Genomic DNA, 23,732 nt, shown 5'->3' with positions numbered 1-23,732 from the left:
GTTGTTATAATATAGTAACATTTTTTATCAGCAAATTAGCACATTAGCAAATTATCAAATTATTCTATGGCACGTCCTGTTCAATATAATATCTACGGTCAAACCGATGTGAAACTGGTTAAGGAAGGTCCTGAGGGTTATATGGGTGAAGGTTTTTTCTCCACCAGCCTCGATAAAGTGGTTGGCCTGGCCCGTAAGAACTCCATTTGGCCCCTGCCTTTTGCTACTTCCTGTTGTGGAATTGAATTTATGGCTACTATGGCTTCGCACTACGATCTGGCCCGTTTCGGTTCAGAGCGTGTGGGCTTTTCGCCCCGCCAGTGCGATCTGCTGATGGTAATGGGAACTATTGCTAAAAAGATGGCCCCCGTTGTAAAACAAGTGTACCTGCAAATGGCCGAACCCCGTTGGGTGCTGGCTATGGGCGCATGTGCCAGCAGTGGTGGTATCTTCGATACATACAGTGTGTTACAGGGTATCGATCAAATCATTCCTGTAGATGTATATGTACCTGGTTGCCCGCCCCGGCCCGAAGCGGTTATCGATGGCATTTTGAAAGTGCAGGAGTTGATAGGGAACGAAAGCCTGCGCCGCCGGAACAGCGATAAGTATAAACAATTAATGGAGAGCTACGGGATCCAATAAGCTAATATGCTAATTAGCTAATGTGCTAATGGTTCCGTAATCTCGTCTTAATAATTAAATTAAAATCTCCCTCCGCCACATGACGGGGATAGGTATATGGCATTAACGAACGAATACATACAACAGCGGTTAACTGAAAAGTTTGGCGAGCAGGTTCAACAGTTTCAGGAGCCTTATGGCATGCTCACCTTTGAAGCGCCCAAAGACCTCAATCTGAAAGTACTTCAATTCTTATTTGATGAGGAAGAGCTGAAGTTCCAGTTCCTGACCGATCTGCAGGCTGTACACTATCCCGATAATAAAGGACGTGAGCTGGCAGTTGTTTATCATCTGCACAGCCTTACCAATAATGTACGTATCAGGTTCAAAGTGTTCACCGACATCACTACACCCGATGTATACAGTGCCACTGCCTTGTATTCTGCAGCCAACTGGATGGAAAGAGAGACCTATGATTTTTATGGCGTGAACTTTATTGGTCATCCAAACCTGAAGCGCATTTTGAATGTGGATGAAATGGATTACTTCCCTATGCGTAAAGAGTTTCCGCTGGAAGAACAAACCCGTGTTGATAAAGACGACGAAATGTTTGGACGATAAAGTGTATTAGTGCCTACTTCTAATTATCGAATTTATGAGTGATCAGCATATAAAATTACCCGAAGGCTCAATCGAGAAACAAACCACGACCCTGAACTTAGGGCCTACGCACCCGGCTACCCATGGTGTATTTCAAAACATCCTTGAACTGGATGGTGAACGCATCATTTCTGCCGAGCAAACCATAGGCTACATTCACCGTGCGTTTGAGAAGATAGCCGAGCGCAGACCCCTGTATCAGATCACCCCATTGACCGACAGGTTGAACTATTGTTCGGCCCCCATCAACAATATGGGCTGGCATATAACCTGCGAGAAGTTGCTGGGTGTTCAAACACCTAAGCGCGTAGATTACCTGCGTGTGATCATTATGGAACTGGCGCGCATTTCCGATCACCTCATTTGTAACTCAATTGTAGGTGTAGATACCGGCGCCTTCACCGGGTTTTTGTATGTAATGCAATACCGCGAGCTGATATACGAAATATATGAAGAAATATGTGGTTCGCGCCTCACTACCAATATTGGCCGCATAGGCGGTTTTGAAAGAAATTTCACACCTACCGCATTTGAGAAATTAGATAAGTTCCTGCGCGAATACCCCAAAGTGCTGAAGGAGTTTGAGAACCTGTTCACCCGTAACCGCATCTTTATGGAGCGTACCATAGGTTGCGGACCTATCGGTGCCGAAAGAGCGCTGAATTACGGTTTTACCGGGCCCAACCTGCGTGCAGCCGGGGTTGATTACGACGTACGTGTACACACACCATATAGCAGCTACGAAGAATTTGAATTTGATATACCGGTGGGCAGCACCGGCGACTGTTACGATCGTTTTCTGGTACGTAACCAGGAAATGTGGCAATCGCTTCGCATCATTGAGCAGGCGGTTCGTAAAGTAAAAGAGTTTAAAGGAAAAGATGCTGAAGTGTTTCATGCAGATGTTCCTGAATACTACCTGCCCGAAAAGAAAGACGTATACACGAAAATGGAAGCGTTGATCTGGCACTTCAAGATCATTATGGGTGAAATTGATATGCCGGCCGGCGAAGTATACCAGTCTGTTGAAGGTGGTAATGGTGAACTGGGCTTTTATCTCATCACCGATGGAGGCCGCACGCCCTACAGGCTGCACTTCCGTCGTCCGTGCTTTGTTTATTACCAGGCATACGAAGAGATCTCTAAAGGCGCTATGTTGAGTGATGCTATCATTACCCTCAGTAGCCTGAACCTGATAGCAGGGGAGATGGACGCTTAGGTTAATGAGATAATTAGCTAATGTGCTAATGTGATAATGAAAAGACGATTATTGTAAACATAAATCTTTCAAAGAAAGTGGCTCAATTTTCTGCAGAGAAACTGGCAAAAGTAAACGAGATCATTGCACGCTATCCACAAGGAAAGCAAAAGAGTGCATTGATACCGGTATTGCATATTGCCCAGGAAGAATTCGGTGGCTGGTTAAGTGCTGAAACCATGGATTATGTGGCTTCAATACTCAAAATAGAACCTATTGAAGTGTATGAGGTAGCCACCTTCTACTCCATGTACAATTTGAAACCCGTTGGTAAATATGTGTTTGAAGTTTGCCAAACAGGGCCGTGCATGTTGAATGGCAGCGACGATATCATTGAATATATAAAGAGCAAACTGGGTATTAAAGTTGGTGAAACAACTGCCGATGGTTTGTTTACCCTGAAAACGGTAGAATGTTTGGGCGCCTGTGGTTATGCTCCCATGATGCAAATTGGTAAACATTACCGTGAGCACCTGACAAAACAGAAGGTTGATGCTATTATTGATGAGTGTGAAAGAAATGCAGTAACTAACAACTAAGATAAAAGTTGCCAGTTGCCAGTTGCCGGGCCCCGGGAACTGGTAACCGGTAACCGGTAACGAATAAAGTATGGGAAAGAAACTATTACTAGAAAAAGCGCATGTTCCGGGGATCCGTAATTACGATGTTTACCGTCGTGAAGGCGGCTATCGTGCCGTGGAAAAAGCGCTCAAGACCATGAGCCCCGACCAGGTAACTGAAGAAGTAAAGAAAAGCGGTTTGCGCGGTCGTGGCGGCGCGGGTTTCCCTGCCGGTATGAAATGGAGTTTCCTGGCCAAACCTGAAGGCGTTCCCCGTTACCTGGTATGTAATGCCGATGAATCGGAGCCCGGTACTTTCAAGGATCGATACCTTATGGAATTTATTCCGCACCTGTTGGTGGAAGGATTGATCGTAGCATCTTATGCGTTAGGTTCAAACAGAACATTTATATATATCCGCGGTGAATACGCGTGGATCGTTGATATACTGGAGCAGGCTATTGCCGAAGCTAAGAACAATGGCTGGCTGGGTAAGAACATTCTGGGCAGCGGCTTCGATTGTGAGATCTATGTACAACGCGGCGCCGGCGCTTATATCTGCGGTGAAGAAACAGCATTGATTGAGTCGCTGGAAGGAAAAAGAGGTAACCCAAGAATTAAGCCACCGTTCCCGGCGGTAAAAGGTTTGTGGGATTGCCCAACAGTGGTGAACAACGTGGAAACAATTGCTGCCGTAGTTCCTATTATGAATATTACCGGCGAAGAATATGCTAAAATAGGTGTAGGTAAATCAACCGGCACCAAGCTTATTTCGGCTTGCGGTAACATTAATAAACCCGGCGTATATGAAATAGACATGACCATTTCGGTGGAAGAGTTTATTTACAGCGAAGAGTATTGTGGTGGTATTGCCCAGGGCAAACGCCTCAAGGCTTGTATCCCGGGTGGATCCTCTGTTCCCATTCTGCCTGCCAACCTGTTGTTGAAAACAGCAAAAGGTGAAAACAGGATGATGAACTATGAGAGCCTGAGCGACGGTGGTTTTGCCACTGGTACCATGATGGGGTCGGGTGGTTTTATTGTGCTCGATGAAGACCAGTGCGTGGTGCGTCATACGTTAACGCTGGCGCGTTTCTATCGCCACGAAAGTTGCGGACAATGTTCACCATGCCGCGAAGGCACCGGATGGATGGAAAAGATCCTGAAGAACATCGAGTACGGAAAAGGTAAAAAGAGCGATATCGATCTGTTGTGGGATATTCAACGTAAGATAGAAGGTAATACGATTTGTCCGTTAGGAGATGCCGCCGCCTGGCCGGTAGCTGCTGCTATTCGTCACTTCAGAGATGAGTTTGAATGGCACGTACAGTACCCGAATGCGGCGCAGAACAGGAATTATGGACTGGCGCATTATGCCGATCCGTTACCTGTTGTTGCAGCGCCTAAAGCATAAGAAATAAATTTAAAAACTAAATAGTCCGTCTTAGGATGGATTTGGGGTGAATATGGCTGATCAACCTAAATTATTTAAAGTAACCATTGATAACATCACCATTGAGGTGGAAGCGGGAACCAGTATCCTGAATGCTGCCCGTATGATCGGCGGCGATGTAGCGCCTCCGGCCATGTGTTATTACAGCAAACTGAAAGGCAGCGGCGGTAAATGCCGTACCTGTTTGGTGGAGGTAGCAGCAGGCTCAACTGCCGATCCCCGTCCGATGCCGAAACTGGTTGCCAGCTGCCGTACCAATGTAATGGATGGCATGGTGGTAAAGAACATTACCAGTGAACGTGTTCAGGATGCCCGTAAAGGTGTGGTAGAGTTGTTGCTTATCAACCATCCGCTCGATTGTCCTATCTGCGACCAGGCTGGTGAATGTCACCTGCAGGATCTCAGCTACGAACATGGTGCTGAAGGTACCCGTTACGAATTCCCCCGCCGTCAATTTGAAAAACATAACCTGGGGCCCTATATACAATTGCACATGACGCGTTGTATTCTGTGCTATCGTTGTGTATTTACTGCCGACCAGCTTACCAATAAACGCGTTCACGGTGTACTCGATCGCGGCGACCATGCCGAGATCGCTACTTACATTGAGAAAGCGCTCGATAATGACTTTATAGGTAACGTTATTGACGTTTGCCCTGTAGGTGCATTGACCGATAAAACCTTCCGGTTCAAAAACCGTGTATGGTTCCTGAAGCCGGAAGATGCTCATTGCAGCTGTTCTAAATGTAGCGGTAAAGTAACCCTGTGGCGCCGTGGCGATGAGGTGTTTCGCGTTACCGGTCGTAAAGACCAATGGGGCGAAGTACAGGACTGGATCTGTAATGAATGCCGCTTCGAGAAAAAGAAAACCAGCGACTGGGTAATTGAAGGCCCAACCAAAGTAAGCCGTCATTCGGTGATCAGTGCCAACCACTATGTTGACACCGTGAAACCACACGAAGCCTTACCCGAAGTTATGGGTGGCCGCAACCCGCGCCTGTTGATGGATATTCATTCAATAAGTGAAGTGAATAAACCGGAGATCGATCTGTCGAAGATCCAGGGACCGGCTCATTCTAACGACTTTAAGAAGAGCGAGAAACCGAAAGGTCAGTAGGGAAAAGGCGAGTGGCGAGTAGTAAATGGCGAGTGGGAAATGCAGGGGTTTGGAAATGATAGCGAGTTACGAATTTAAACCCCACTGGCTATTAGCCATTAACCACTAGCCTGGAAGTATAGAAAGACAAAGGATTGTTGTTAACGTTGATCTCAATAAATAAGAAAAATGCATTCTGCTTTATTAGCTATTGACCTGTTTTTTGTGATTGAGAAACTGGTGCTCATTGTTGCCATCGTTTCCATATCATTGGTAATTGCCATGTATGAAACTTATGCCGAACGTAAAGTAGCTGCCTTTATTCAGGACCGTCGCGGACCTAACCGCGCAGGACCTTTTGGTCTTTTGCAACCACTGGCCGACGGGTTGAAACTCTTCATGAAAGAGGAGATAATACCTAACACCTCAAACCGCTTCCTGTTCATTTTAGGCCCCTGTTTGGCCATGCTGGCCGCTATGATGACATCGGCCGTTATACCCTGGGGCGGAAAGATCAATTTCTTTGGTCGCGAAGTAAACCTGCAGATCGCCGATATCAATATTGGAATATTATATGTGTTTGGTGTTGTGAGCATGGGTGTTTATGGAATTATGATCGGGGGCTGGGCCTCAAACAACAAATTCTCACTGATGGCCGCCCTGCGTGGCGCTTCGCAGGTTATCAGTTATGAACTGCCTATGGGCCTTTCGCTGATCGCCTTACTGATGCTCACCGGTTCTTTGAAGATGAGTGAGATCGTTGGCCAACAGCTCGACAGCTGGTACAATGTATTTTATCAGCCATTGGGCTTCTTTATCTTCTTTGTGTGCGCCTTTGCAGAATGTAACCGTACACCTTTCGATTTACCCGAAGCAGAAAACGAATTGAACTTTGGATATCACCAGGAATATTCATCTATGAAACTGGGTTTTTACCTGTTTGCCGAATACATCAACATGTTCATCAGCAGTGTGGTAATGGCAACCCTGTTCTTTGGTGGCTATGATATTCCGTTCATTAACGATGCCAACCTTACACAAAGTGTTGGGGTAAACCTGATGGCCCTGTTCCAGGGACTGTCATTGATCATTAAAGTGGTGATCTTCATCTTCATATTCATGTGGGTGCGTTGGACCATCCCGCGCTTCCGATACGACCAGTTGATGAACCTGGGCTGGAAGGGGTTGATCCCTTTAAGCCTTATCAACATGATCGTTACCGCTGCACTGGTATTGTTGAAGAACAACGGCTGGAAATTTTAAGGCTGTATTGAAAGGAAAAGATACTTTTGCCCGACGTTGAAATTTGTGATTCTGACTTAATTGATTATAAATGCAAGCATTAACAAACAGAGCTAAACCGGTTGATCGCAAACCCATGACGGTTGTAGAGAAACTCTACATGTGGAGTATTGCAAAGGGTATGCTGATCACCTTAAAGCATCTATTTAAAAAGAAAGCGACCATCAGCTATCCCGAGGAAAAACGCCCGTTTAGCCCGGTATTCCGTGGTTTGCACATCCTTAACCGCGATGAAGATGGACGCGAACGTTGTACCGCCTGTGGTTTGTGCGCGCTGGCTTGTCCGGCCGAAGCCATAACCATGGAAGCTGCCGAACGCTTACCAGGCGAAGAGAACAAGTATCGCGAAGAGAAGTATGCCGCTAAGTACGAGATCAACATGTTGCGTTGTATCTTCTGCGGATTGTGTGAAGAGGCTTGTCCGAAAGACGCCATTTACCTGAGTGAAACTTTTGCGCCATCAAACTATCAGCGTAAAGGCTTTATATACGGAAAAGAGGATCTGTTGATCCCCAGCCCTAAAGAAAATCCCGGTGAATACGCGAAAGCTATTGGTAACCGGAAAGCAAATTCCAATTAACAGAACACACAAGCTGCAATGGATATATCGCAAGTATTATTTTATGCTTTAAGTGCAATGGCACTGGGCAGCGCCATAATGGTGGTTATCAGTCGTAACCCGGTACATAGTGTATTGTGGCTCATTGTTACCTTCTTTGCAATTTCGGGCCATTATATTTTAATGAATGCCCAGTTCATTGGTATTGTAAACCTGATCGTTTATGCAGGCGCCATTATGGTATTGTTCCTGTTTGTGATCATGTTAATGAACCTGAATGCCGAAACCGAACCACAAAAGAATAAATGGCTTAAGCTGGCCGGGGTAGTAGCAGGCGGATGCCTGTTGCTGGTACTGGTGGCTGCATTAAAGCAGGCCGAAGTAAAAGGTAAAGTAGCGTTGCTGGGCACCGGTGATATTGGTTTGATCAAAAACCTGGGTAAAGCCCTGTTCACCGATTACGTAGTGCCTTTTGAAATAAGCAGCGTGCTGTTCCTGAGTGCCATGGTTGGTGCCGTTGTTATCGGTAAGAAATAAAGCACCAAGCACCAAGCACCAAGAACCAAAAATATAAATACAAAGCACCAAATTCCGGAAGCCTTTGAGAATTGAGATTTCTTTGGAACTTGAAATTTGAGATTTGGAATTTGTTTGGATCTTGAGATTTGGAATTTGAGATTTTTAAAAGAGACTTATGTTAATTGAAAGATATATCTACCTGGCTATTGCCCTTTTTTGTATAGGTATTGTGGGTGTACTGGCCCGCCGTAATGCCATAATCATCTTCATGTGCATTGAGCTTATGTTGAATGCCGTGAACCTGTTGCTGGTAGCATTTTCAAAAATGCACCATGTGGCTGGTGTTGGTAAAAGCGCTTCTGCCGGTATCGACGGACAACTTTTCGTATTCTTCATTATGGTGGTGGCTGCTGCCGAGGTAAGTGTGGGACTGGCCATTATTGTAATGATGTATCGCAATACGCATTCGGTGGATGTAAATTTTTTAAACAGGTTAAAGCACTAAAACGTCTAACGCCGAAAGTTGCGTTGAGTATTTAGTGTTAAGCTTAAAACTGTATGAACGTGTTACAATTAGTTTGGCTGGTTCCCTTTTTTCCACTGGTTGGCTTTCTGATCAATGGTTTGCTCAGAAAACAACTTTCCAAACCGTTGATCAGTATCATTGGCAGCGGTATGGTATTAGCTTCGTTTTTAGTGAGTGTGCTGCTTTTTACTGAGGTAAAGAACGGGAACACCCATGTTGCCAACCTGTTCGACTTTATCAGCTACGGCTCTTTATCAATTCCTTTTGCATTTCAAATAGACCAGCTTTCTTCTCTCTTCCTGCTGATCATTACGGGTATCGGTTTTCTGATACATGTATACTCAGCCGCCTATATGCACGAAGAGCGGGAAGAGCATTATGGCCGTTACTTCGCATACCTCAACCTGTTCGTGTTCTCCATGCTGCTGCTTGTACTGGGCGCCAACTATGTGATCATGTTCATTGGCTGGGAAGGTGTTGGTTTGTGTTCTTACCTCCTTATTGGTTACTGGTTCAAGAACACTGAATACAACAATGCAGCCAAGAAGGCCTTTATCATGAACCGTATTGGTGACCTTGGTTTTTTGATCGCCATCTTCTGGCTTATTGCAAAACTGGGCACCGTTACATATACTACAGCCGAAGGTACCGGAGTGTTCGATCTGTTTACCAAATTAACACCTGTTGATATTACCGGTATTACCATCTTACTGTTTGTAGGTGCCTGCGGTAAAAGTGCACAAATACCTTTATATACCTGGCTGCCCGATGCCATGGCGGGTCCTACACCTGTATCGGCACTGATCCACGCGGCAACCATGGTTACCGCCGGTATTTATATGATCGCGCGCAGCAACATTTTATATACCCTGGCGCCAACCACACAAAGTTTAGTAGCGGCAATTGGTTTGGCTACAGCGTTGTTTGCGGCTACCATTGCCATTAAACAAAACGATATTAAAAAAGTACTGGCTTATAGTACTGTGAGCCAGTTAGGTTATATGTTCCTGGGTTTAGGTGTTGGCGCTTACACCGGAGCGGTATTTCATGTAATGACGCACGCCTTCTTTAAAGCCCTGTTGTTCCTTGGTGCCGGTTCTGTAATTCATGCCATGCATCATGAGCAGGACATTCGCAAAATGGGTGGCCTGTCGAAAAAACTGCCCATTACCCATGCCACTTTCCTTATTGGTTGTATAGCTATTGCAGGTATACCGCCGTTCAGTGGTTTCTTCTCAAAAGACGAGATCCTGGCTTTTGCTTACGCTAAAGACCCCATTTATTTTTACCTGGGTGTTGCCGGCGCAATGATGACGGCCTTCTATATGTTCCGTTTATATGCAACTACTTTCCGTGGTTCTTTCCGTGGAACAGAAGAGCAAAAACACCATTTGCACGAAAGCCCCGCAGCTATGACCATTCCATTGATAGTGCTGGCTATACTGGCAGCTGCTGGTGGTTTCCTGGGTACGCCTGAAGTGCTGAACATAGGCGGGCACAAACTGGAGCATTTCCTGGAGCCTATCTTCGCTAAGTCGAATGAAATTAAAATGGCTGCACTGCCTGAGCACCATACCGAGATCAATTTGATGATGATCTCAGTTGGCCTTGCGTTGATTGCGGTAATATTTGCCTGGTTCCGTTACAGCAAAAAGCCCGAAGTACATGAGCCGGCAGGTTTTGGAAAAGTGCTGGCCGACAAATGGTACATAGATGAACTGTATGGTTATGCAGTTGTAAAACCAATGAACTGGCTGGCTAAATTCCTGAATAACATTTTTGAAAGAAGAATAATTGACTGGATCGTAAATGGTGTTGGCCGTGCGGTGAGTTACAGCAGCCGCCAGGTTCGCCTGTTACAAAGTGGTTTGGTTGGTAACTATGTGTTGCTGATGGTACTGAGTATGCTGGCGTTGTTTGTGGTTACGTTCTTCTTAAAGAAATAGGATAAGATCTAAATCTCGAAATCAGAAATCAAGAAATTATAATGATACCTGTATTGCTGATAGTTATTCCGTTGGTGAGTGGTTTGCTTTCATTCCTTATAAAGGAGGAAAAGAGCGTGAAGATATGGTCATTGTTCACTTCGCTTGTAACGATGGTAGTGGCCATATTGGGTATAGCTTTTTTACACAACCCCTCGTACCTGCAAACTGATGTGGCCTGGTTACCATCATTGGGTAGCAGGTTCTCACTTACCATGGATGGAATGAGCAAGCTGTTGTGCCTGCTTACAGGTATTGCTTACCCCGGTATAATCATTGCCACCTGGAATTCAACTTACAGAAATGCAAATAAGTTCTATGCCCTTATGCTGTTGATGCAGGTAGGGTTAATGGGTGTGTTTGTAGCTTCCGATGCGTTGTTGTTCTACTTCTTTTGGGAGCTGGCGCTTATTCCTGCTTACTTCCTGTGTTCAATTTGGGGTGGTGAAAAAAGGATCGCGGCTACATTCAAATTCTTTATCTACACTTTTGTTGGCTCGCTGTTGATGCTGGTTGGTATTATCTGGATCTATTTCCACACTGCCGATCATTCATTTGCCATGAGCTCTTTTTACAAAGTGAACCTGCCCGGCGCTACACAGGGCTGGTTGTTCTGGTTGTTCTTTATAGCATTTGCTATTAAAATACCTTTATTCCCCTTTCATACCTGGCAGCCCGATGCTTATGAGCAATCGCCTACAGCGGTTACAATGGTACTCAGCGGCATCATGGTTAAAATGGGTGTGTTTGGTATCCTGCGCTGGCTGGCGCCGGTATTACCTGTCGGTTTGTGGGGTTGGGGCGATCCTGCTGCTTCCATGTGTGTGATCGGAATGATCTACGCATCATTTGTGGCCATGCAGCAAGACGATCTTAAACGCCTGATCGCTTATTCATCTATTGCCCACATGGGGTTGATGGGGCTGGCCATATTCGTTACCTCTTCAGTAGGTATACAGGGTGTAATGGTGGCTATGTTCAACCACGGTATCAACATTATTGGTCTGTGGATAATAGTAGAACTGATAGAGCGTCAGTTTGGTACCCGTAAAATGAGCGAGCTGGGCGGTTTGGCACAAAAAGCACCCGGACTGGCCATTATGCTGGTGGTGGTGTCGCTTGCTAACGTGGCCCTGCCATTGACCAATGCCTTTATTGGTGAGTTCATGATGTTCAATGGCGTGTTTGGTTCAAAAGCATCTAACTACCATTACATATTTATGGTAGCGGGTGGTGTTAGCATCATTCTGTCGGCTATATATACGCTCAATATGATCCAGAAAGTATTGTATGGCAATACCAGTACGTTAACTGCCAATGCCCGCGACATTCGGGTAAATGAAAAGTTTGTGCTGGTTGTATTACTGATAGGCATTGTGGTAATGGGTGTTTATCCAAAACCAATGATCGAAGCAACGAAGCATGCGGTAGATGCCATTTACTCAAAAATGTTTATCAAATTACCTTAGTAGAACGTTTAGTTATTGACTTATGAATGCAATTGTAATATCGGCTGTTCTGGGTGTAGTGATGATGTTTTGTGGCGTGTTCACAAATAGTAAAACCGCTGTACGCAACGTAGCCATTATTGGCCTGCTGGGGTTGATAATAGCCAATGTGCTCGACCTGGGCGGCTATCATTTTTTTGATGTGAACGTAAAAGGCATGCTGGCCTTCGATGTGTTTGGCCTGCTGTTCAATACCATTGCCTTTGCCAGTACCTGGATCTACTTCCTGCTATCGGGCCGCGATATGGAGCGGGTAGGGGTGAACCTGGCTGAGTACTTTGCATTGATATTTTTTGTGCTGTGCGGCATCTCCATTGTATCGGCATTCAACTCACTGCTGATGCTGTTCCTGGGTATCGAGATCATTTCTATTCCTTTATACATTTTAACCGGTAGCGATAAACGCAATTTGAAAAGCAATGAGGCGGCGCTGAAATACTTCCTCATGGGTTCTTTTTCAACCGGTATCATGCTCATGGGTATAACGCTTATCTATGGTGTAAAAGGCAGCTTCGATATGGAAGTTATTCGCACCGGCACTACGCAGTTAACACCCATGATAGCAGCTGGTTTGTTGTTGCTGTTATTCGCCATGTCGTTTAAGGTTTCGGCTGTACCTTTCCACTTCTGGACGCCCGATGCTTATGATGGAGCGCCTACCGTGTTTACCTCATTTATGGCAACCATTGTAAAGGTGGCCGGCTTTATTGCCTTCATTCGCTTGTTCGAAGGCTGTTTTGGCGAAATAAAAGCACAATGGCAAATGCTGGCAGCTATTATCACTGCGGCAACCCTGCTCATAGGTAACATTACCGCAGTGTTTCAGCAAAGCGTTAAAAGAATGCTGTCGTATTCAAGTATTGCCCAGGCCGGCTTTATGCTGTTTGCCCTGGTGGCAATGAACGATATGGCAAAAGAAGGTATGATCTTCTACGCTGCTGCATACAGCCTGGCTACCATTGGTATTTTTGCCATTCTGCTGAAAATGAAAGATTATACGTTCGAAGGCTTTAACGGACTGGCAAAACGCCAACCCGTGCTGGCTGCTACCAATACCATCTTCCTGTTATCATTGGCTGGTATTCCTGCAACAGCTGGCTTTTGGGCCAAGTTCTACATGTTATCGGCGGCCGTTAACAATGGAAACGTTTTGTGGCTGGTTATTGTAGGTGTGTTGTGTGCTGCCATCAGCGTGTACTATTACTTCCGCGTTATACAGGCCATGTATTTTAAAGATGGCGAACCCCAGGAAATTGAAACTTCTAAAGGGTTTAACGGGCTGCTTATTGCCATTGCAGCGGTGGTTATTTTGCTGGGTATTTTCCCGCACTGGCTGCTCGATCAGTTGTCGAATATCTTCTTCCTGTAGGTTAAAGAATTATAATATTTAGATGTGCCCCGATCTATCGGGGCACATCTTTTTTATGGCCTGTTCACCACTCATCCAACTTCTACCCAAAGCCCCGTAATATTTCATAAATTAGGCTCACTAATTCAGTATGACACTTCGCGATACACTCTCTTTGTCATTTCGTACGGTACGCAGTAACAAATTGCGTACGGGTATTACTGTGGCCATTATAGCCCTGGGTATTACTGCGCTTATTGGTATAAATACTGCCATAGTAGCCATTAGGCAAAAGTTTTTAGAAAGCTTTTCAAGCATGGGAGCCATGGGTTTTACCATCCGCTACCAGGAACCGCGCCGGCATTTTAATAACGACGAAGTAAAGAAGGAAAAGAAGGGGGCGAAAAAAGAGAAGAAATCGAACATGGGTAAGCCCATTACCGAAAAACAGGCCGAAGCGTTTAAACAAACCTACGAATTTCCGGCATTGATAAGCACCAATTTAATGGGCGCCCGCGATGCCATTATTGCCTACGAAAATAAAAAAACCAACCCTAACGTATGGGTGGTTGGTGGCGATGAGAACTATACTAACCTGAATGGGTTTACTGTTTCATATGGCCGCGATCTGAATACATTGGATATTCAATCGAGCCGTAATGTATGTTTAATAGGGAAGGATGTAGCTACCCGTTTCTTTGGCGAAAGCTTTGAACGGCCGCTCGATAAGATCATTCGCATCAATAACATTCCATTCCGGGTGATAGGCACCTTAAAACCCAAGGGCTCTACTTTTGGGCGCAGCCTCGATAATATCATTATTACCTCATACACCAATGTGCGCCGGTTCTTTAATAACAATCCCAACGCATCATTTAATATTCAGGTAAAGGTGGCCGATATAAAACTTATTGACGGCGCCATTGGCGAAGCTACCGGCGATTTTCGCAACATTCGCAAACTAACGGTATCGGAAACCGACAACTTTACCATTGATAAAAGCGACAGCTTTGCCGAAATGCTTATTCGTAACCTTAGTTTTATTACCATGGCTGCATTGCTTATTGGGGTTATTACCCTGGTAGGCGCTGCTATTGGGTTAATGAATATTATGCTGGTTGCCGTAACCGAACGCACCAAAGAGATTGGACTGGTAAAAGCCATTGGTGGAAAAAGAAAGAATGTACGTTATCAGTTCCTGTACGAATCCATCATCATCAGCCTGCTGGGCGCTGCCATTGGTATTGTGTTGGGTATTATTTTAGGGAATGTAGTAGGCATATTATTAAGCACCAGCTTTGTAATTCCGTGGGATTGGGTGTTTACCGGTGTGTTTATTTGTTCGCTGGTGGGTTTGCTGGCCGGTTTGTATCCTGCAATAAAGGCTGCGAAGCTGAATCCTATTGAAGCATTGAGGTATGAGTAAGTTCATAGTTCACTGTTCATAGTTCCCAAAACAAGGCTCTTCGTTCAAAGTTTATAGTTTTTGGTTTATAGGTTAAAAAGTTATTCAGTTATTCTGTTGTTTTGTTTTTGAGTTAATTGCAGCCTCACGTGGGTGCTGCAGCTGCGGAAAGGAATGCTGCATAGCTTGTTCTGCTCGTTCATCACTTGTTTTTACACAGGGTTTGATTGTTTTTTCCCATTATTGCCACCATGGCGCCTATGTTTGATTGCAAAGTCTTATTGCAAACTTATTTTAACCTATTGTAAGCCTTCAATGCACCAAAACAGGTTGTAACAACTCGTTGCCAGATTAATTTAAACCATTGTACGCCTGCAACGTATCATAGTCTGGTTGAAATAGGCCATAGTATGCTTGTTTTAGGGCGTTGCTCGCCTGCAACGCATCAAAAGCTGGTTGCAATGCCCCGTTGTACGGTTGAATTAAGTCGTTGTAAGCTTACAATGAGTCATTGCAGCGCTGCAACGATCAACCTTTGTCAACTTTTCCTATTTTTTTCAAACTTTCAGGGGTTATTGCCAACTATTTTGTTTTCGTGTAAATAAATAGCCGTTTTTTCCAACTTTTAAGGTTTCTTGTAAACTATCGGCAATTCCTTAAAGCTTTTGAGGATTCTTTCAGGCTTTCCATAATTCTTTCAGGCTTTTGGAAATTCCTTAAAGGAATTCTGATTTCCTTTAGGGTTTTGCGAATTCCCTGAATCTTTTGGCTTTTCCTGAAAGGTTTTCCCTTTTCCCGTAAGGCTTTGCGAATTCCTGTAGGGTTTTACGAATTCCCTGAAGGTTTTCTTTTTTCCTTTTAATAGTACCTGTCTGTTGTAAATAGGCGCTTGTGATTGAATAAGCCGTTCATTTTAAATTATTTATGAAGCGCTTATAAGCTTGGGAGGGCAAGAAAAAAGTCCGAAAGCAGCTCCGCTTTTGGCGGCTAACTACTTTCGGACTATATAATTTAAATACTAAGCTTCTTATCCGGGACCCTGGAAACCGGAAACTGGTAACCGGAAACTATCTGGGATTCAACACTCTATCAATTCGCTCATTCAGGTCCTGTAAATGATAGCGGCTCATTTTGTCGCCATAGGCAGGAATAGCGGCTGCTATTTCAGCTTTCAGCGCACGCAGGGTGCCGCGGGCAACAGACATGATATCGGTTTTCTTTACATCAACCGATGGGCCAAATGAAATAATAATACCGCCGCCGCCCATAACAGGGGCTGGGGTAATAGTAGCCAGTCCGCTCAGTCTTTCTACAAACGATTTTTGCAGGTTCCTACGGTAATTGTCTATAGGTGCACGGGCAGGCAGTTCGCTCCAAATGCCTTTTTTCAGGTCGGTCATATATTCATCGAGTGTATAAGCGCTTGCATCGCGGTTGGCCGAGGTAATGAGGCGGTTTAAACGCATGGGGCTTAACATTGCGTTCATCCAGCTATCCTGCAGGCCGCTTATCTTATCTTCAACCGGCGAGGTCACTTTATCCATAATAGCCTTGTTCAACAACCAGGTAGGGGTGGTGAACAGGTTTCTTTGAATAAATGACATGGCTTCTTTTTGCAGGGCTTTAGGCACAACGGTATATACGGCGCCTTCCTGGTCGGTTGTTTTCAGGTCGGTATACACACCGCCTAAGTAAGTGGTAGTATGACCAATATACCGGCTAAAGGTGTTGAATACTTCATCGTACACCTGATCGAGGTTTTTGAAATCCTCTCCTTTCTCGTTCAGCCATTTAGGCAATTGCGGAACGATCCATTTCAGGTTCTTGATACCATATTCATTTGCCTTCATGGCGTTATCGCCCAGGCTCTCGGTTTGGGCGCGGGGGTCAACACCATCGGCATGTAAAAAGCGCAGGCGGTTGTTGCTGTAACGGCTTTTTACCCAGTCGTTCAATATATCTTTTTCTTCCTCATCGGTTTTACCAGGCACAAGTTTATAACCCCATTCAATTGACCACAGGTCGTAATCGCCAATGCGGGGGTACATACCGGCAGCGCCTATATTATCTCCGGGTTGCGCCACATAGTTAAAGCGGGCGTAGTCCATAATAGAAGATGTGTGGCCATGTTCTTCAACCCAGGCTTTATCGCGCAATTTTTCAACCGGGGTAGCAGAAGAGGCGCCCATGTTATGAGGCAGGCCCAACGTATGACCGACTTCGTGCGATGATACAAAGCGAATAAGATCACCCATTAGCTCATCGTCAAAATGGGCTTTGCGGGCGCGGGCATCGTTGGGCGAAGCCTGAATAAGGTACCAGTTGCGCAGTAACGACATTACATTATGATACCAGTTGATATGTGATTCAAGGATCTCGCCGGTACGGGGATCGTGCACATGCGGGCCCATTGCGTTTGGTATTTCTGATGGTTTGTAAACAATGGCCGAGTAACGGGCATCTTCAATGCTCCAGGTACTGTCTTCTTCTTTTGAAGGGGCGCGTTTGGCAATGATGGCATTTTTGAAACCGGCTTTTTCAAAAGCTTTTTGCCAGTCGTTTACCCCGGCAATAAGGTAGGGTACCCATTTCTCGGGGGTGTTGGGGTCAATGTAGTAAATGATTGGTTTTTTAGGTTCAACCAGTTCACCCCGTTTGTATTTCTCCATGTCTTCGTCCCGGGGCTCCAAACGCCAGCGGGTAATAAGGCTAATGTCTTTTACGCCTTGCGGATCTACATCAAAATCGGTGTACTCGGTTGTGAAATAAGCTACGCGATCGTCATAAAAACGGGGCCGCATGGGGTTTTTAGGCAACAGCACCAGTGAGCTGTTCAACTCAAAAGTGGCATTACCTGCAGGCCCTGTTGGCGCCCCGGGAAAAAGGCTGGGCGCCGGCATTTTGCTATAGGTTTTAACTGTTTTGATCTCTGTATTGATGGGGTAGCTCTTTATTTCGCTGATGTACGATTTGTCGGGTTGAACGCCACCAAGGCGAAGCGATGATTTAAAGAATGAGGCAAAGAACAGGATCTCGTTATCGCTGTTCACAAAATCGGTAACGTCAATAACAATTCCGCTGCTGTCTTTTGAGAATGCTTTAATATCAAAGGCCGCGGCAATGGGTTGAATATTGCTGGCCTGAACCGATTTGTACATGGGTTTTGAAGAATCCTTGGCATATACCGAGTAAGAGATATTGCGCAACCAGATCTTATTATTGGGGCCTTTTTCAAAGCGAATAACATTTTCATTGATCTCATCACCGGCATATCCAAAGAAACCCGAGCGGGTATTGGTAGGCGCCTTTGAGATGCGGTTCACCACCAATACATCTCTGCCTAGTAAAGTATCGCCCATTTCAAAGAACCATTTATCGTCGAGTTTATGCACGGTAAACAATCCTTTGCGGCTTGTTGCTTTGTCGGTAATAACCTCTTTATAAGGTTTGGGGCCGGTTTGTGGTGGCCGGGGAGCCACGGGGGCGGCGGGCTTTTTGGCTGTATCAGCTGCTGCCGGTGCACCGGATTTTTTTTGTTGCGCGTAAGACATTACACTGCAACAGCCCAGTAACACCAGTAAGGGAATACATTTTTTCATCATTAATAGTAATTGTTTTTGGGCCAGATCATAAGGCTATACATAAATCTCATAACTGTGCGTTTAATGAAAATTTAATTGCATTGTACCGTACATCTGAATGATTAAACCTTAGGAAAAAAATATAATGGATGAAGGTAGGGAAAACAATATGTGTGGGGAAGACGGCGGTTTACCGCTGATCAAATAAATATAATATGGCATTTAAGCAATGGGCTACAGGCAATGGGCAGTTTGCAAAAAAAACATTAGCAGTGGCTTTAGAATTGCAGCAGTATAAAAAAGATAATAGGTCTGGTATTATTAATAAGCTCCATTGGCTATTGCATAATGCAAATTGACAATTGGAAATGCGGAGTGCAACGGATTATAGGTAATTTATTATAATAAGAAGCCTTGTATATTGCCTGTTCGATATTATCAATTGAGTTAACTGCTTGTTTTGTTTCTAATTATGACATATATTGTTGCCGTTCTTATCAATTGGATCGCCTGTTTTTTAGGCGATCAGTTAAGAAATTTCTTAACTTGTGAACCTTATCAAAATTTTTCTTGATCAATTTGATCGAGAGAAGTAACTTTTTCCATAAAATTGTGAGCCCATTTAGAATCTACTGATAGCTTAAAATTTATAAAACACTAAAAAAACACAATCATGGCTGAAACAAGACCCGTTGCGACTGCAACCGCAGCGAAGAGTAGTACATCCGTTCAACCAAAGAAAAGATCCAATTCCATTTCATGGATAGCCCCTCTCGTTTGTATATTCGGTGGGTATGCTCTGTGGCGTTGGGGTCTGGGAAATCCTAGCAATTTTACACATCCCGATCTTTCAGGTGGCTTCTGGCCAAAACATAAAGGACCTGTTGGTGGCTTGGTGAAAATGTATGACGGTGGTATCATCGTGCCTATTCTTATCGCTGTATTCTTAATGGTGGTAACCTTCGTTATTGAGCGTTTATTGACTATCATGAAAGCTACCGGAACCGGTAACATCGCTGAATTCATTCGTAAAGTACAATATCACCTGGCTAACAAAAATGTTGATCAGGCTATTTCTGAGTGCGATCGTCAAAAAGGAAGCGTTGGTAACGTAATGAAAGCTGGTTTGCGCAAGTACAAAGAAATGATCTCTAACACTGAGCTGGATACCGAGCAAAAAGTATTGGCTATCCAAAAAGAAGTTGAAGAAGCTACGGCACTTGAACTGCCTATGCTCGAAAAGAACCTGGTGTTCCTGTCAACTATCGCTTCAGTAGCAACCCTGTTGGGTCTGTTAGGAACCGTATTAGGTATGATCACTTCATTCTCGGCCCTGGCTGCTGAAGGTGGTGGTGGTGCTGCTGCAGAGTTATCAAGAGGTATCTCTGAGGCCCTGTACAATACCGCATTGGGTATCGGTACATCAGCTATCGCTATCATCATGTATAACATCTTCACTACTAAGATCGACGGTATTACTTATGGTATCGATGAGTCTGGTTTCACTTTGACCCAAAGTTTCGCATCTCTGTACAAATAAGCATGCCCCAAAATGGGGAATTTTGCTTTATTTGAAAAATGCAGAAAATGCATATGGAAATTGGAAGAATGTGAATCTTATACCAGAATCAGAAATTAATTAAACATGCCAAAAGTAAAAGTACCGCGCAAGAGTACCTCTGTAGACATGACCGCGATGTGTGATGTGGCATTCCTGTTACTTTCATTCTTCATCCTTACCACCAAGTTCAAATCATCTGACGCTGTGGAGGTTGTAACGCCAACTTCGGTGTCAACCAAGCCCGCATCTGACAAGAATGTGGTGTTGGTCACTATGGACAAAGAAGGCAAAGCCTACTTTTCTATAGGCGACAACAATGAAGAAGAAAAGGAGAAGATCATTAACACAATTAGCGATCAGAAGCAATTGCAACTGACCGACGCAGAAAAGAAAAATTTCATAAAAAGTGGTTCAACTGTTGGGGTTCCATTTTCAATGTTAAAGTCTTATCTGCAGTTGAATGAGGAGCAGGCAAAAAAATACAAAGCGCCTGGTATTCCGCTCGACTCGGCTAATAACGAGTTAACTGTTTGGATGGCTGCTGCTAACAGCGCCTATACTGGCTCAACAATGAGCTTGTTGGTAAAAGGTGATAACAGCGCTAAATATCCAACTTTTAAAGGGGTGATCGATGCATTCAAGAAAAATGAAATATTCAAGTTTGCGATGATCACTGACCCAGAGGGTATACCTGCAGGAACTCCGTTAGCTAATAAAAAAGAAGCCGGCGGAAAAGAGGAATAGAGCGAATAAAATTTTTAACTACTTTAAAAAAAGTGCGATATGGCAGAAATGGATACCTCCGGTGGAGGGGGACATAAAAAAGGGCCTGGCGTTAAGAAAGGGAAGAAACTTTCTACACGCGTTGACCTTACGCCAATGGTGGATTTGGGATTCCTGTTGATCACTTTCTTCATCTTCACCACCACAATGAGCCAGCCTACCGCTATGAAGCTCTTCCTGCCGAAAGACACGGAAAAACAGGACGAACTGAATAAGGTGAAAGAGTCTGGCGCCCTTAGTATCATGCTGGGCAGAGGTGATGGTGTTTATTATTATGAAGGACAGTTAGCACCAGATGGTTCCAACTTCAAATCGAGCAACTTTAAAGATATCCGGGATGTGATCATCAATAAAAAGAAGAGCACCAACCCCGAAGATTTTGTAGTGGTTATTAAACCTGGCCCCGAGGCTACCTACAAAAATACCGTTGACATTCTTGATGAAATGACTATCAATGATGTTAAGCGTTATGCAATGGTCGACATCTTTCAAACAGAGATCGATTTGATGCATGCTACTGAAGCCAGCGGCGGTATAAAATAAAAGTTGCTCTATGGAATTTTATATTCTGTGCATCTAATTACAAATGATTTTTTAATATGGAAGTCAATAAAATATTAAGCGCTGATGTTCTTGACATCATCTTCGAGGGTCGGAATAAGGACTACGGTGCTTATCAACTGCGCAAGACGTATAACAAGCGTATGATCACATCGCTTGCTATAGTGGCTGCCATTTTGCTTCTGTTGTTCCTTGGATATTTCGTATCCAAGCTGATGGAAGAAAAAGAGGACACCAAAACGGTGCAGGTGCAGGACGTGCAGCTCGAAGAAATAAAACAGGAAGAGAAAAAAGAGGAGCCGCCACCACCGCCTCCACCAAAACCACCAGAACCGCCAAAAGTGGAAATGGCGAAATTCACACCTCCCAAGATCGTAAAAGATGAAGAGGTGAAAGAAGACGAAAAGCCACCAGAGGTTGAGAAACTGGAAGAGACCAAGATTGGTACAATGAACCAGGAAGGTCAAAAAGATGAAGGTATCGTAGCCCCACCTGTTGAAGATGCAGGTAAAGGGGTTGTGGAAGCACCTAAAAAAGACGATGAAGACTGGGATAAAACCTTTACCAAGGTAGAAATTGAGTCGGAGTACCCAGGTGGAGCAGCTGCATGGCAGCGTTACCTGAACAGGAACCTCCGCTATCCCCAGGAAGCTATCGATAACGAAGTACAAGGTGCTGTAGTTGTACAGTTTATTGTGGACAAAGAAGGTAATGTGAGTGATGTTGAAGCTATCAGCGGGCCGCAGGAATTGCGTGCAGAAGCTGTTCGCGTAATCAAGAAGAGTGGTAAATGGACACCAGCTGTACAAAACGGTCGCCAGGTTAAATCGTACAAGAAGCAACCTATTGTGTTCCGTCTTGAATCTGAAGGATAATCCCTCGTAGTTCAAAATATTTAAGTCCTCCCGGCGAGCCGGGAGGACTTTTTTGTTTTATGGAAATTAGTAAAGTGTACATCTTAGTATAAAGATTGGCTATGAAACCAACCACCGTACTCTTTACCGTTATATTGTTGGTTACAGCATGTAATACAAAGGATAAGCGCGAAACTTACATCCCTGATGATGTATTGCCAGAGATCCCATTGAAGAAAGAGGATACTGCGTTAGCACCAACGCCGGCACACAAAGAAACCGACTCAATAAAGACTGTGAAAGTAAAGTATACATCACCTTATGTTCGTAAACTCGTAAAGAAAGCAGAAGCACCCGAATGCGGTGGTGTATTCATGCCAGCGCCGGAAAAAGATCATAGTGATACTATGGTTTTTCATAAGGTAGAAATTGAGGCCGAATACCCCGGTGGGCCAGCAGCATGGCAACGCTTTTTGAATAAGAACCTGCGTTACCCTCAGGAGTTACTCGATAATGATATATTGACTTGTAGTGCTGTGGTGAAGTTTGTTGTAAATAGAGATGGTAATGTAAGTAATATAGAAGCTGTAAGTGGTCCCGAATTATTTAGTGCAGAGGCCGTACGTGTGATTAAGAAAAGTGGTAAATGGATGCCGGCAGTACAGGGAGGCCGCCAGGTAAGATCATTAAAAAAGCAACCGTTTATGATTCATTTGGAAGCGAAAGAATAATGTGATAATGTGCTAATGAGATAATGAGATAATGAAATACAGCTTCGCGAATTTTGAGCGCCCATGTTTATCAGGGCGTTTTGTTATTTAAGGAACGTATGGAATAAACTAGCGTTTGCATCTTAGTATAAAGTATAGCCATGAAATTAACTGCCGTACCCTTTACTGCTATTTTGTTGGTGGTTGGTTCTTCATGTAACACAAAGGGTAAGACTGAGAATTACATCCCTGATGATAATGTAGTAGCGCAAAAAACATGGAATGAAGAAAAAGCAACGGCTGCACCATTACCCCGCAATAAAAAAACATCTGCACTAAAGACAGCCAAAGCTGAACTGGTAGACGTTTATATTCATCCAAGTATATGTGAAGGGATTATTGACAATGGCGATGTAATTCCACCCCCGGTAGAAGATAGTATTGAAGACGACTACATGGTATTATTAGGGTGTAACCTGGAGTCAGAAGCTGAATATCCTGGTGGTACTAAGGCATGGCTTCGCTATTTACACGGTAATGTACAGGTACCTAAGGATATTATTGATAGCGAAACAGACACAAACGTAGTGGTGCAGTTCGTAGTGGATGAAGAAGGTTGTGTTCGTGAAGCAAAAGCGGTCAGGGGCTCAATGGAATTGGGGGCTGAAGTGGTTCGGGTAATTAATGAAAGCAGTAGATGGATACCAGCGAAGCGATTATCAACTGACAAATGTATAAGGTCTTTTAAAATGTAACCATTTATAGTCCGTTTTGAAGAAGAAGAATAAAGTCAATTTGCAAACGTGCTTATGTGCAAATGAATACAGCTTCACACTATTTTGATCCGCCCTGATCTATCGGGGCGTTTTTGTTTTATGA

General features: G+C 44.3%; 22 protein-coding genes. 21 read left to right on the top strand and 1 reads right to left on the bottom strand.

The window, feature by feature from the left end:
• The first annotated feature begins 66 nt into the window (after positions 1 to 66).
• The 14 genes from GGD38_RS09510 to GGD38_RS09445 all read left to right on the top strand — a co-directional run bounded on the left by GGD38_RS09510 (position 67) and on the right by GGD38_RS09445 (position 14,824).
• Complete coding sequence (locus GGD38_RS09510; protein WP_375298233.1) at positions 67 to 645, top strand: NADH-quinone oxidoreductase subunit B; 579 nt, start codon at positions 67 to 69, stop codon at positions 643 to 645.
• Positions 646 to 741: 96 nt separating this feature from the next.
• A complete protein-coding gene (locus GGD38_RS09505; RefSeq protein WP_375298234.1) occupies positions 742 to 1,245 on the top strand; it encodes an NADH-quinone oxidoreductase subunit C in 504 nt (167 codons plus the stop codon).
• Positions 1,246 to 1,279: 34 nt separating this feature from the next.
• Positions 1,280 to 2,503, top strand: coding sequence for an NADH-quinone oxidoreductase subunit D (locus tag GGD38_RS09500; RefSeq protein WP_375298235.1), 1,224 nt, complete (start codon positions 1,280 to 1,282; stop codon positions 2,501 to 2,503).
• A gap of 47 nt (positions 2,504 to 2,550) precedes the next feature.
• Positions 2,551 to 3,081 (top strand): NADH-quinone oxidoreductase subunit NuoE, encoded by a 531-nt coding sequence (nuoE, locus tag GGD38_RS09495; RefSeq protein ID WP_375303814.1) that lies wholly within the window; start codon positions 2,551 to 2,553, stop codon positions 3,079 to 3,081.
• Positions 3,082 to 3,151: 70 nt separating this feature from the next.
• On the top strand, positions 3,152 to 4,516 hold the full coding sequence (gene nuoF / locus GGD38_RS09490) for an NADH-quinone oxidoreductase subunit NuoF (RefSeq protein WP_375298236.1): 1,365 nt from the start codon (positions 3,152 to 3,154) through the stop codon (positions 4,514 to 4,516).
• A 52-nt stretch (positions 4,517 to 4,568) separates the two neighbouring features.
• Positions 4,569 to 5,672, top strand: a complete 1,104-nt coding sequence (locus tag GGD38_RS09485) for a 2Fe-2S iron-sulfur cluster-binding protein (protein ID WP_375298237.1) — start codon at positions 4,569 to 4,571, stop codon at positions 5,670 to 5,672.
• A gap of 168 nt (positions 5,673 to 5,840) precedes the next feature.
• On the top strand, positions 5,841 to 6,914 hold the full coding sequence (gene nuoH / locus GGD38_RS09480) for an NADH-quinone oxidoreductase subunit NuoH (RefSeq protein WP_375298238.1): 1,074 nt from the start codon (positions 5,841 to 5,843) through the stop codon (positions 6,912 to 6,914).
• A gap of 70 nt (positions 6,915 to 6,984) precedes the next feature.
• A complete protein-coding gene (gene nuoI, locus GGD38_RS09475) occupies positions 6,985 to 7,533 on the top strand; it encodes an NADH-quinone oxidoreductase subunit NuoI (protein WP_375298239.1) in 549 nt (182 codons plus the stop codon).
• Positions 7,534 to 7,551: 18 nt separating this feature from the next.
• Entirely contained in the window at positions 7,552 to 8,049 is a 498-nt protein-coding gene (locus tag GGD38_RS09470; RefSeq protein WP_375298240.1) for an NADH-quinone oxidoreductase subunit J, read from the top strand.
• A 157-nt stretch (positions 8,050 to 8,206) separates the two neighbouring features.
• A complete protein-coding gene (gene nuoK / locus GGD38_RS09465; RefSeq protein WP_132556435.1) occupies positions 8,207 to 8,536 on the top strand; it encodes an NADH-quinone oxidoreductase subunit NuoK in 330 nt (109 codons plus the stop codon).
• Between the two features lie 53 nt (positions 8,537 to 8,589).
• The gene (gene nuoL, locus GGD38_RS09460) at positions 8,590 to 10,503 is read left to right on the top strand and encodes an NADH-quinone oxidoreductase subunit L (protein WP_375298241.1); all 1,914 of its coding nucleotides are present in this window, start codon (positions 8,590 to 8,592) and stop codon (positions 10,501 to 10,503) included.
• A 41-nt stretch (positions 10,504 to 10,544) separates the two neighbouring features.
• On the top strand, positions 10,545 to 12,011 hold the full coding sequence (locus GGD38_RS09455; RefSeq protein WP_375298242.1) for a NuoM family protein: 1,467 nt from the start codon (positions 10,545 to 10,547) through the stop codon (positions 12,009 to 12,011).
• A 22-nt stretch (positions 12,012 to 12,033) separates the two neighbouring features.
• Positions 12,034 to 13,419, top strand: coding sequence for an NADH-quinone oxidoreductase subunit N (locus GGD38_RS09450; RefSeq protein WP_375298243.1), 1,386 nt, complete (start codon positions 12,034 to 12,036; stop codon positions 13,417 to 13,419).
• A 130-nt stretch (positions 13,420 to 13,549) separates the two neighbouring features.
• A complete protein-coding gene (locus GGD38_RS09445; protein WP_375298244.1) occupies positions 13,550 to 14,824 on the top strand; it encodes an ABC transporter permease in 1,275 nt (424 codons plus the stop codon).
• A gap of 1,046 nt (positions 14,825 to 15,870) precedes the next feature.
• Here GGD38_RS09445 and GGD38_RS09440 read toward each other — a convergent pair.
• On the bottom strand, positions 15,871 to 18,405 hold the full coding sequence (locus GGD38_RS09440; RefSeq protein ID WP_375298245.1) for a zinc-dependent metalloprotease: 2,535 nt from the start codon (positions 18,403 to 18,405) through the stop codon (positions 15,871 to 15,873).
• Between the two features lie 194 nt (positions 18,406 to 18,599).
• Between GGD38_RS09440 and GGD38_RS09435 the strand changes: the two genes are divergently transcribed.
• From GGD38_RS09435 to GGD38_RS09405, 7 genes are all read left to right on the top strand, one after another.
• Entirely contained in the window at positions 18,600 to 18,743 is a 144-nt protein-coding gene (locus GGD38_RS09435) for a hypothetical protein (RefSeq protein ID WP_375298246.1), read from the top strand.
• Positions 18,744 to 19,057: 314 nt separating this feature from the next.
• Positions 19,058 to 19,924, top strand: a complete 867-nt coding sequence (locus GGD38_RS09430) for a MotA/TolQ/ExbB proton channel family protein (protein ID WP_375298247.1) — start codon at positions 19,058 to 19,060, stop codon at positions 19,922 to 19,924.
• A 105-nt stretch (positions 19,925 to 20,029) separates the two neighbouring features.
• Positions 20,030 to 20,689 (top strand): ExbD/TolR family protein, encoded by a 660-nt coding sequence (locus GGD38_RS09425; RefSeq protein ID WP_375298248.1) that lies wholly within the window; start codon positions 20,030 to 20,032, stop codon positions 20,687 to 20,689.
• A 39-nt stretch (positions 20,690 to 20,728) separates the two neighbouring features.
• Positions 20,729 to 21,271, top strand: a complete 543-nt coding sequence (locus GGD38_RS09420) for an ExbD/TolR family protein (protein ID WP_375298249.1) — start codon at positions 20,729 to 20,731, stop codon at positions 21,269 to 21,271.
• Between the two features lie 56 nt (positions 21,272 to 21,327).
• Positions 21,328 to 22,164 (top strand): energy transducer TonB, encoded by an 837-nt coding sequence (locus tag GGD38_RS09415; RefSeq protein WP_375298250.1) that lies wholly within the window; start codon positions 21,328 to 21,330, stop codon positions 22,162 to 22,164.
• A 101-nt stretch (positions 22,165 to 22,265) separates the two neighbouring features.
• Complete coding sequence (locus GGD38_RS09410; RefSeq protein WP_375298251.1) at positions 22,266 to 22,874, top strand: energy transducer TonB; 609 nt, start codon at positions 22,266 to 22,268, stop codon at positions 22,872 to 22,874.
• Positions 22,875 to 23,014: 140 nt separating this feature from the next.
• Complete coding sequence (locus GGD38_RS09405; RefSeq protein WP_375298252.1) at positions 23,015 to 23,608, top strand: energy transducer TonB; 594 nt, start codon at positions 23,015 to 23,017, stop codon at positions 23,606 to 23,608.
• Positions 23,609 to 23,732: the final 124 nt, after the last annotated feature.

Origin of the sequence: Niastella sp. OAS944, from assembly GCA_024809215.1 — a bacterium.
Lineage (GTDB): Bacteria > Bacteroidota > Bacteroidia > Chitinophagales > Chitinophagaceae > Niastella.
This window is presented reverse-complemented; position numbering and strand designations above follow the sequence as displayed.

Coding starts and splice junctions, on each gene's coding strand:
- nuoI (WP_375298239.1), top strand. CDS start 6,985: ATGCAAGCATTAACAAACAGAGCTAAACCGGTTGATCGCAAACCCATG.
- GGD38_RS09505 (WP_375298234.1), top strand. CDS start 742: ATGGCATTAACGAACGAATACATACAACAGCGGTTAACTGAAAAGTTT.
- GGD38_RS09500 (WP_375298235.1), top strand. CDS start 1,280: ATGAGTGATCAGCATATAAAATTACCCGAAGGCTCAATCGAGAAACAA.
- GGD38_RS09435 (WP_375298246.1), top strand. CDS start 18,600: ATGGCATTTAAGCAATGGGCTACAGGCAATGGGCAGTTTGCAAAAAAA.
- GGD38_RS09455 (WP_375298242.1), top strand. CDS start 10,545: ATGATACCTGTATTGCTGATAGTTATTCCGTTGGTGAGTGGTTTGCTT.
- GGD38_RS09510 (WP_375298233.1), top strand. CDS start 67: ATGGCACGTCCTGTTCAATATAATATCTACGGTCAAACCGATGTGAAA.
- nuoL (WP_375298241.1), top strand. CDS start 8,590: ATGAACGTGTTACAATTAGTTTGGCTGGTTCCCTTTTTTCCACTGGTT.
- GGD38_RS09425 (WP_375298248.1), top strand. CDS start 20,030: ATGCCAAAAGTAAAAGTACCGCGCAAGAGTACCTCTGTAGACATGACC.
- nuoK (WP_132556435.1), top strand. CDS start 8,207: ATGTTAATTGAAAGATATATCTACCTGGCTATTGCCCTTTTTTGTATA.
- GGD38_RS09450 (WP_375298243.1), top strand. CDS start 12,034: ATGAATGCAATTGTAATATCGGCTGTTCTGGGTGTAGTGATGATGTTT.
- GGD38_RS09405 (WP_375298252.1), top strand. CDS start 23,015: ATGAAATTAACTGCCGTACCCTTTACTGCTATTTTGTTGGTGGTTGGT.
- GGD38_RS09470 (WP_375298240.1), top strand. CDS start 7,552: ATGGATATATCGCAAGTATTATTTTATGCTTTAAGTGCAATGGCACTG.
- GGD38_RS09420 (WP_375298249.1), top strand. CDS start 20,729: ATGGCAGAAATGGATACCTCCGGTGGAGGGGGACATAAAAAAGGGCCT.
- GGD38_RS09430 (WP_375298247.1), top strand. CDS start 19,058: ATGGCTGAAACAAGACCCGTTGCGACTGCAACCGCAGCGAAGAGTAGT.
- GGD38_RS09445 (WP_375298244.1), top strand. CDS start 13,550: ATGACACTTCGCGATACACTCTCTTTGTCATTTCGTACGGTACGCAGT.
- GGD38_RS09410 (WP_375298251.1), top strand. CDS start 22,266: ATGAAACCAACCACCGTACTCTTTACCGTTATATTGTTGGTTACAGCA.
- GGD38_RS09485 (WP_375298237.1), top strand. CDS start 4,569: ATGGCTGATCAACCTAAATTATTTAAAGTAACCATTGATAACATCACC.
- GGD38_RS09440 (WP_375298245.1), bottom strand. CDS start 18,405: ATGATGAAAAAATGTATTCCCTTACTGGTGTTACTGGGCTGTTGCAGT.
- nuoF (WP_375298236.1), top strand. CDS start 3,152: ATGGGAAAGAAACTATTACTAGAAAAAGCGCATGTTCCGGGGATCCGT.
- GGD38_RS09415 (WP_375298250.1), top strand. CDS start 21,328: ATGGAAGTCAATAAAATATTAAGCGCTGATGTTCTTGACATCATCTTC.
- nuoH (WP_375298238.1), top strand. CDS start 5,841: ATGCATTCTGCTTTATTAGCTATTGACCTGTTTTTTGTGATTGAGAAA.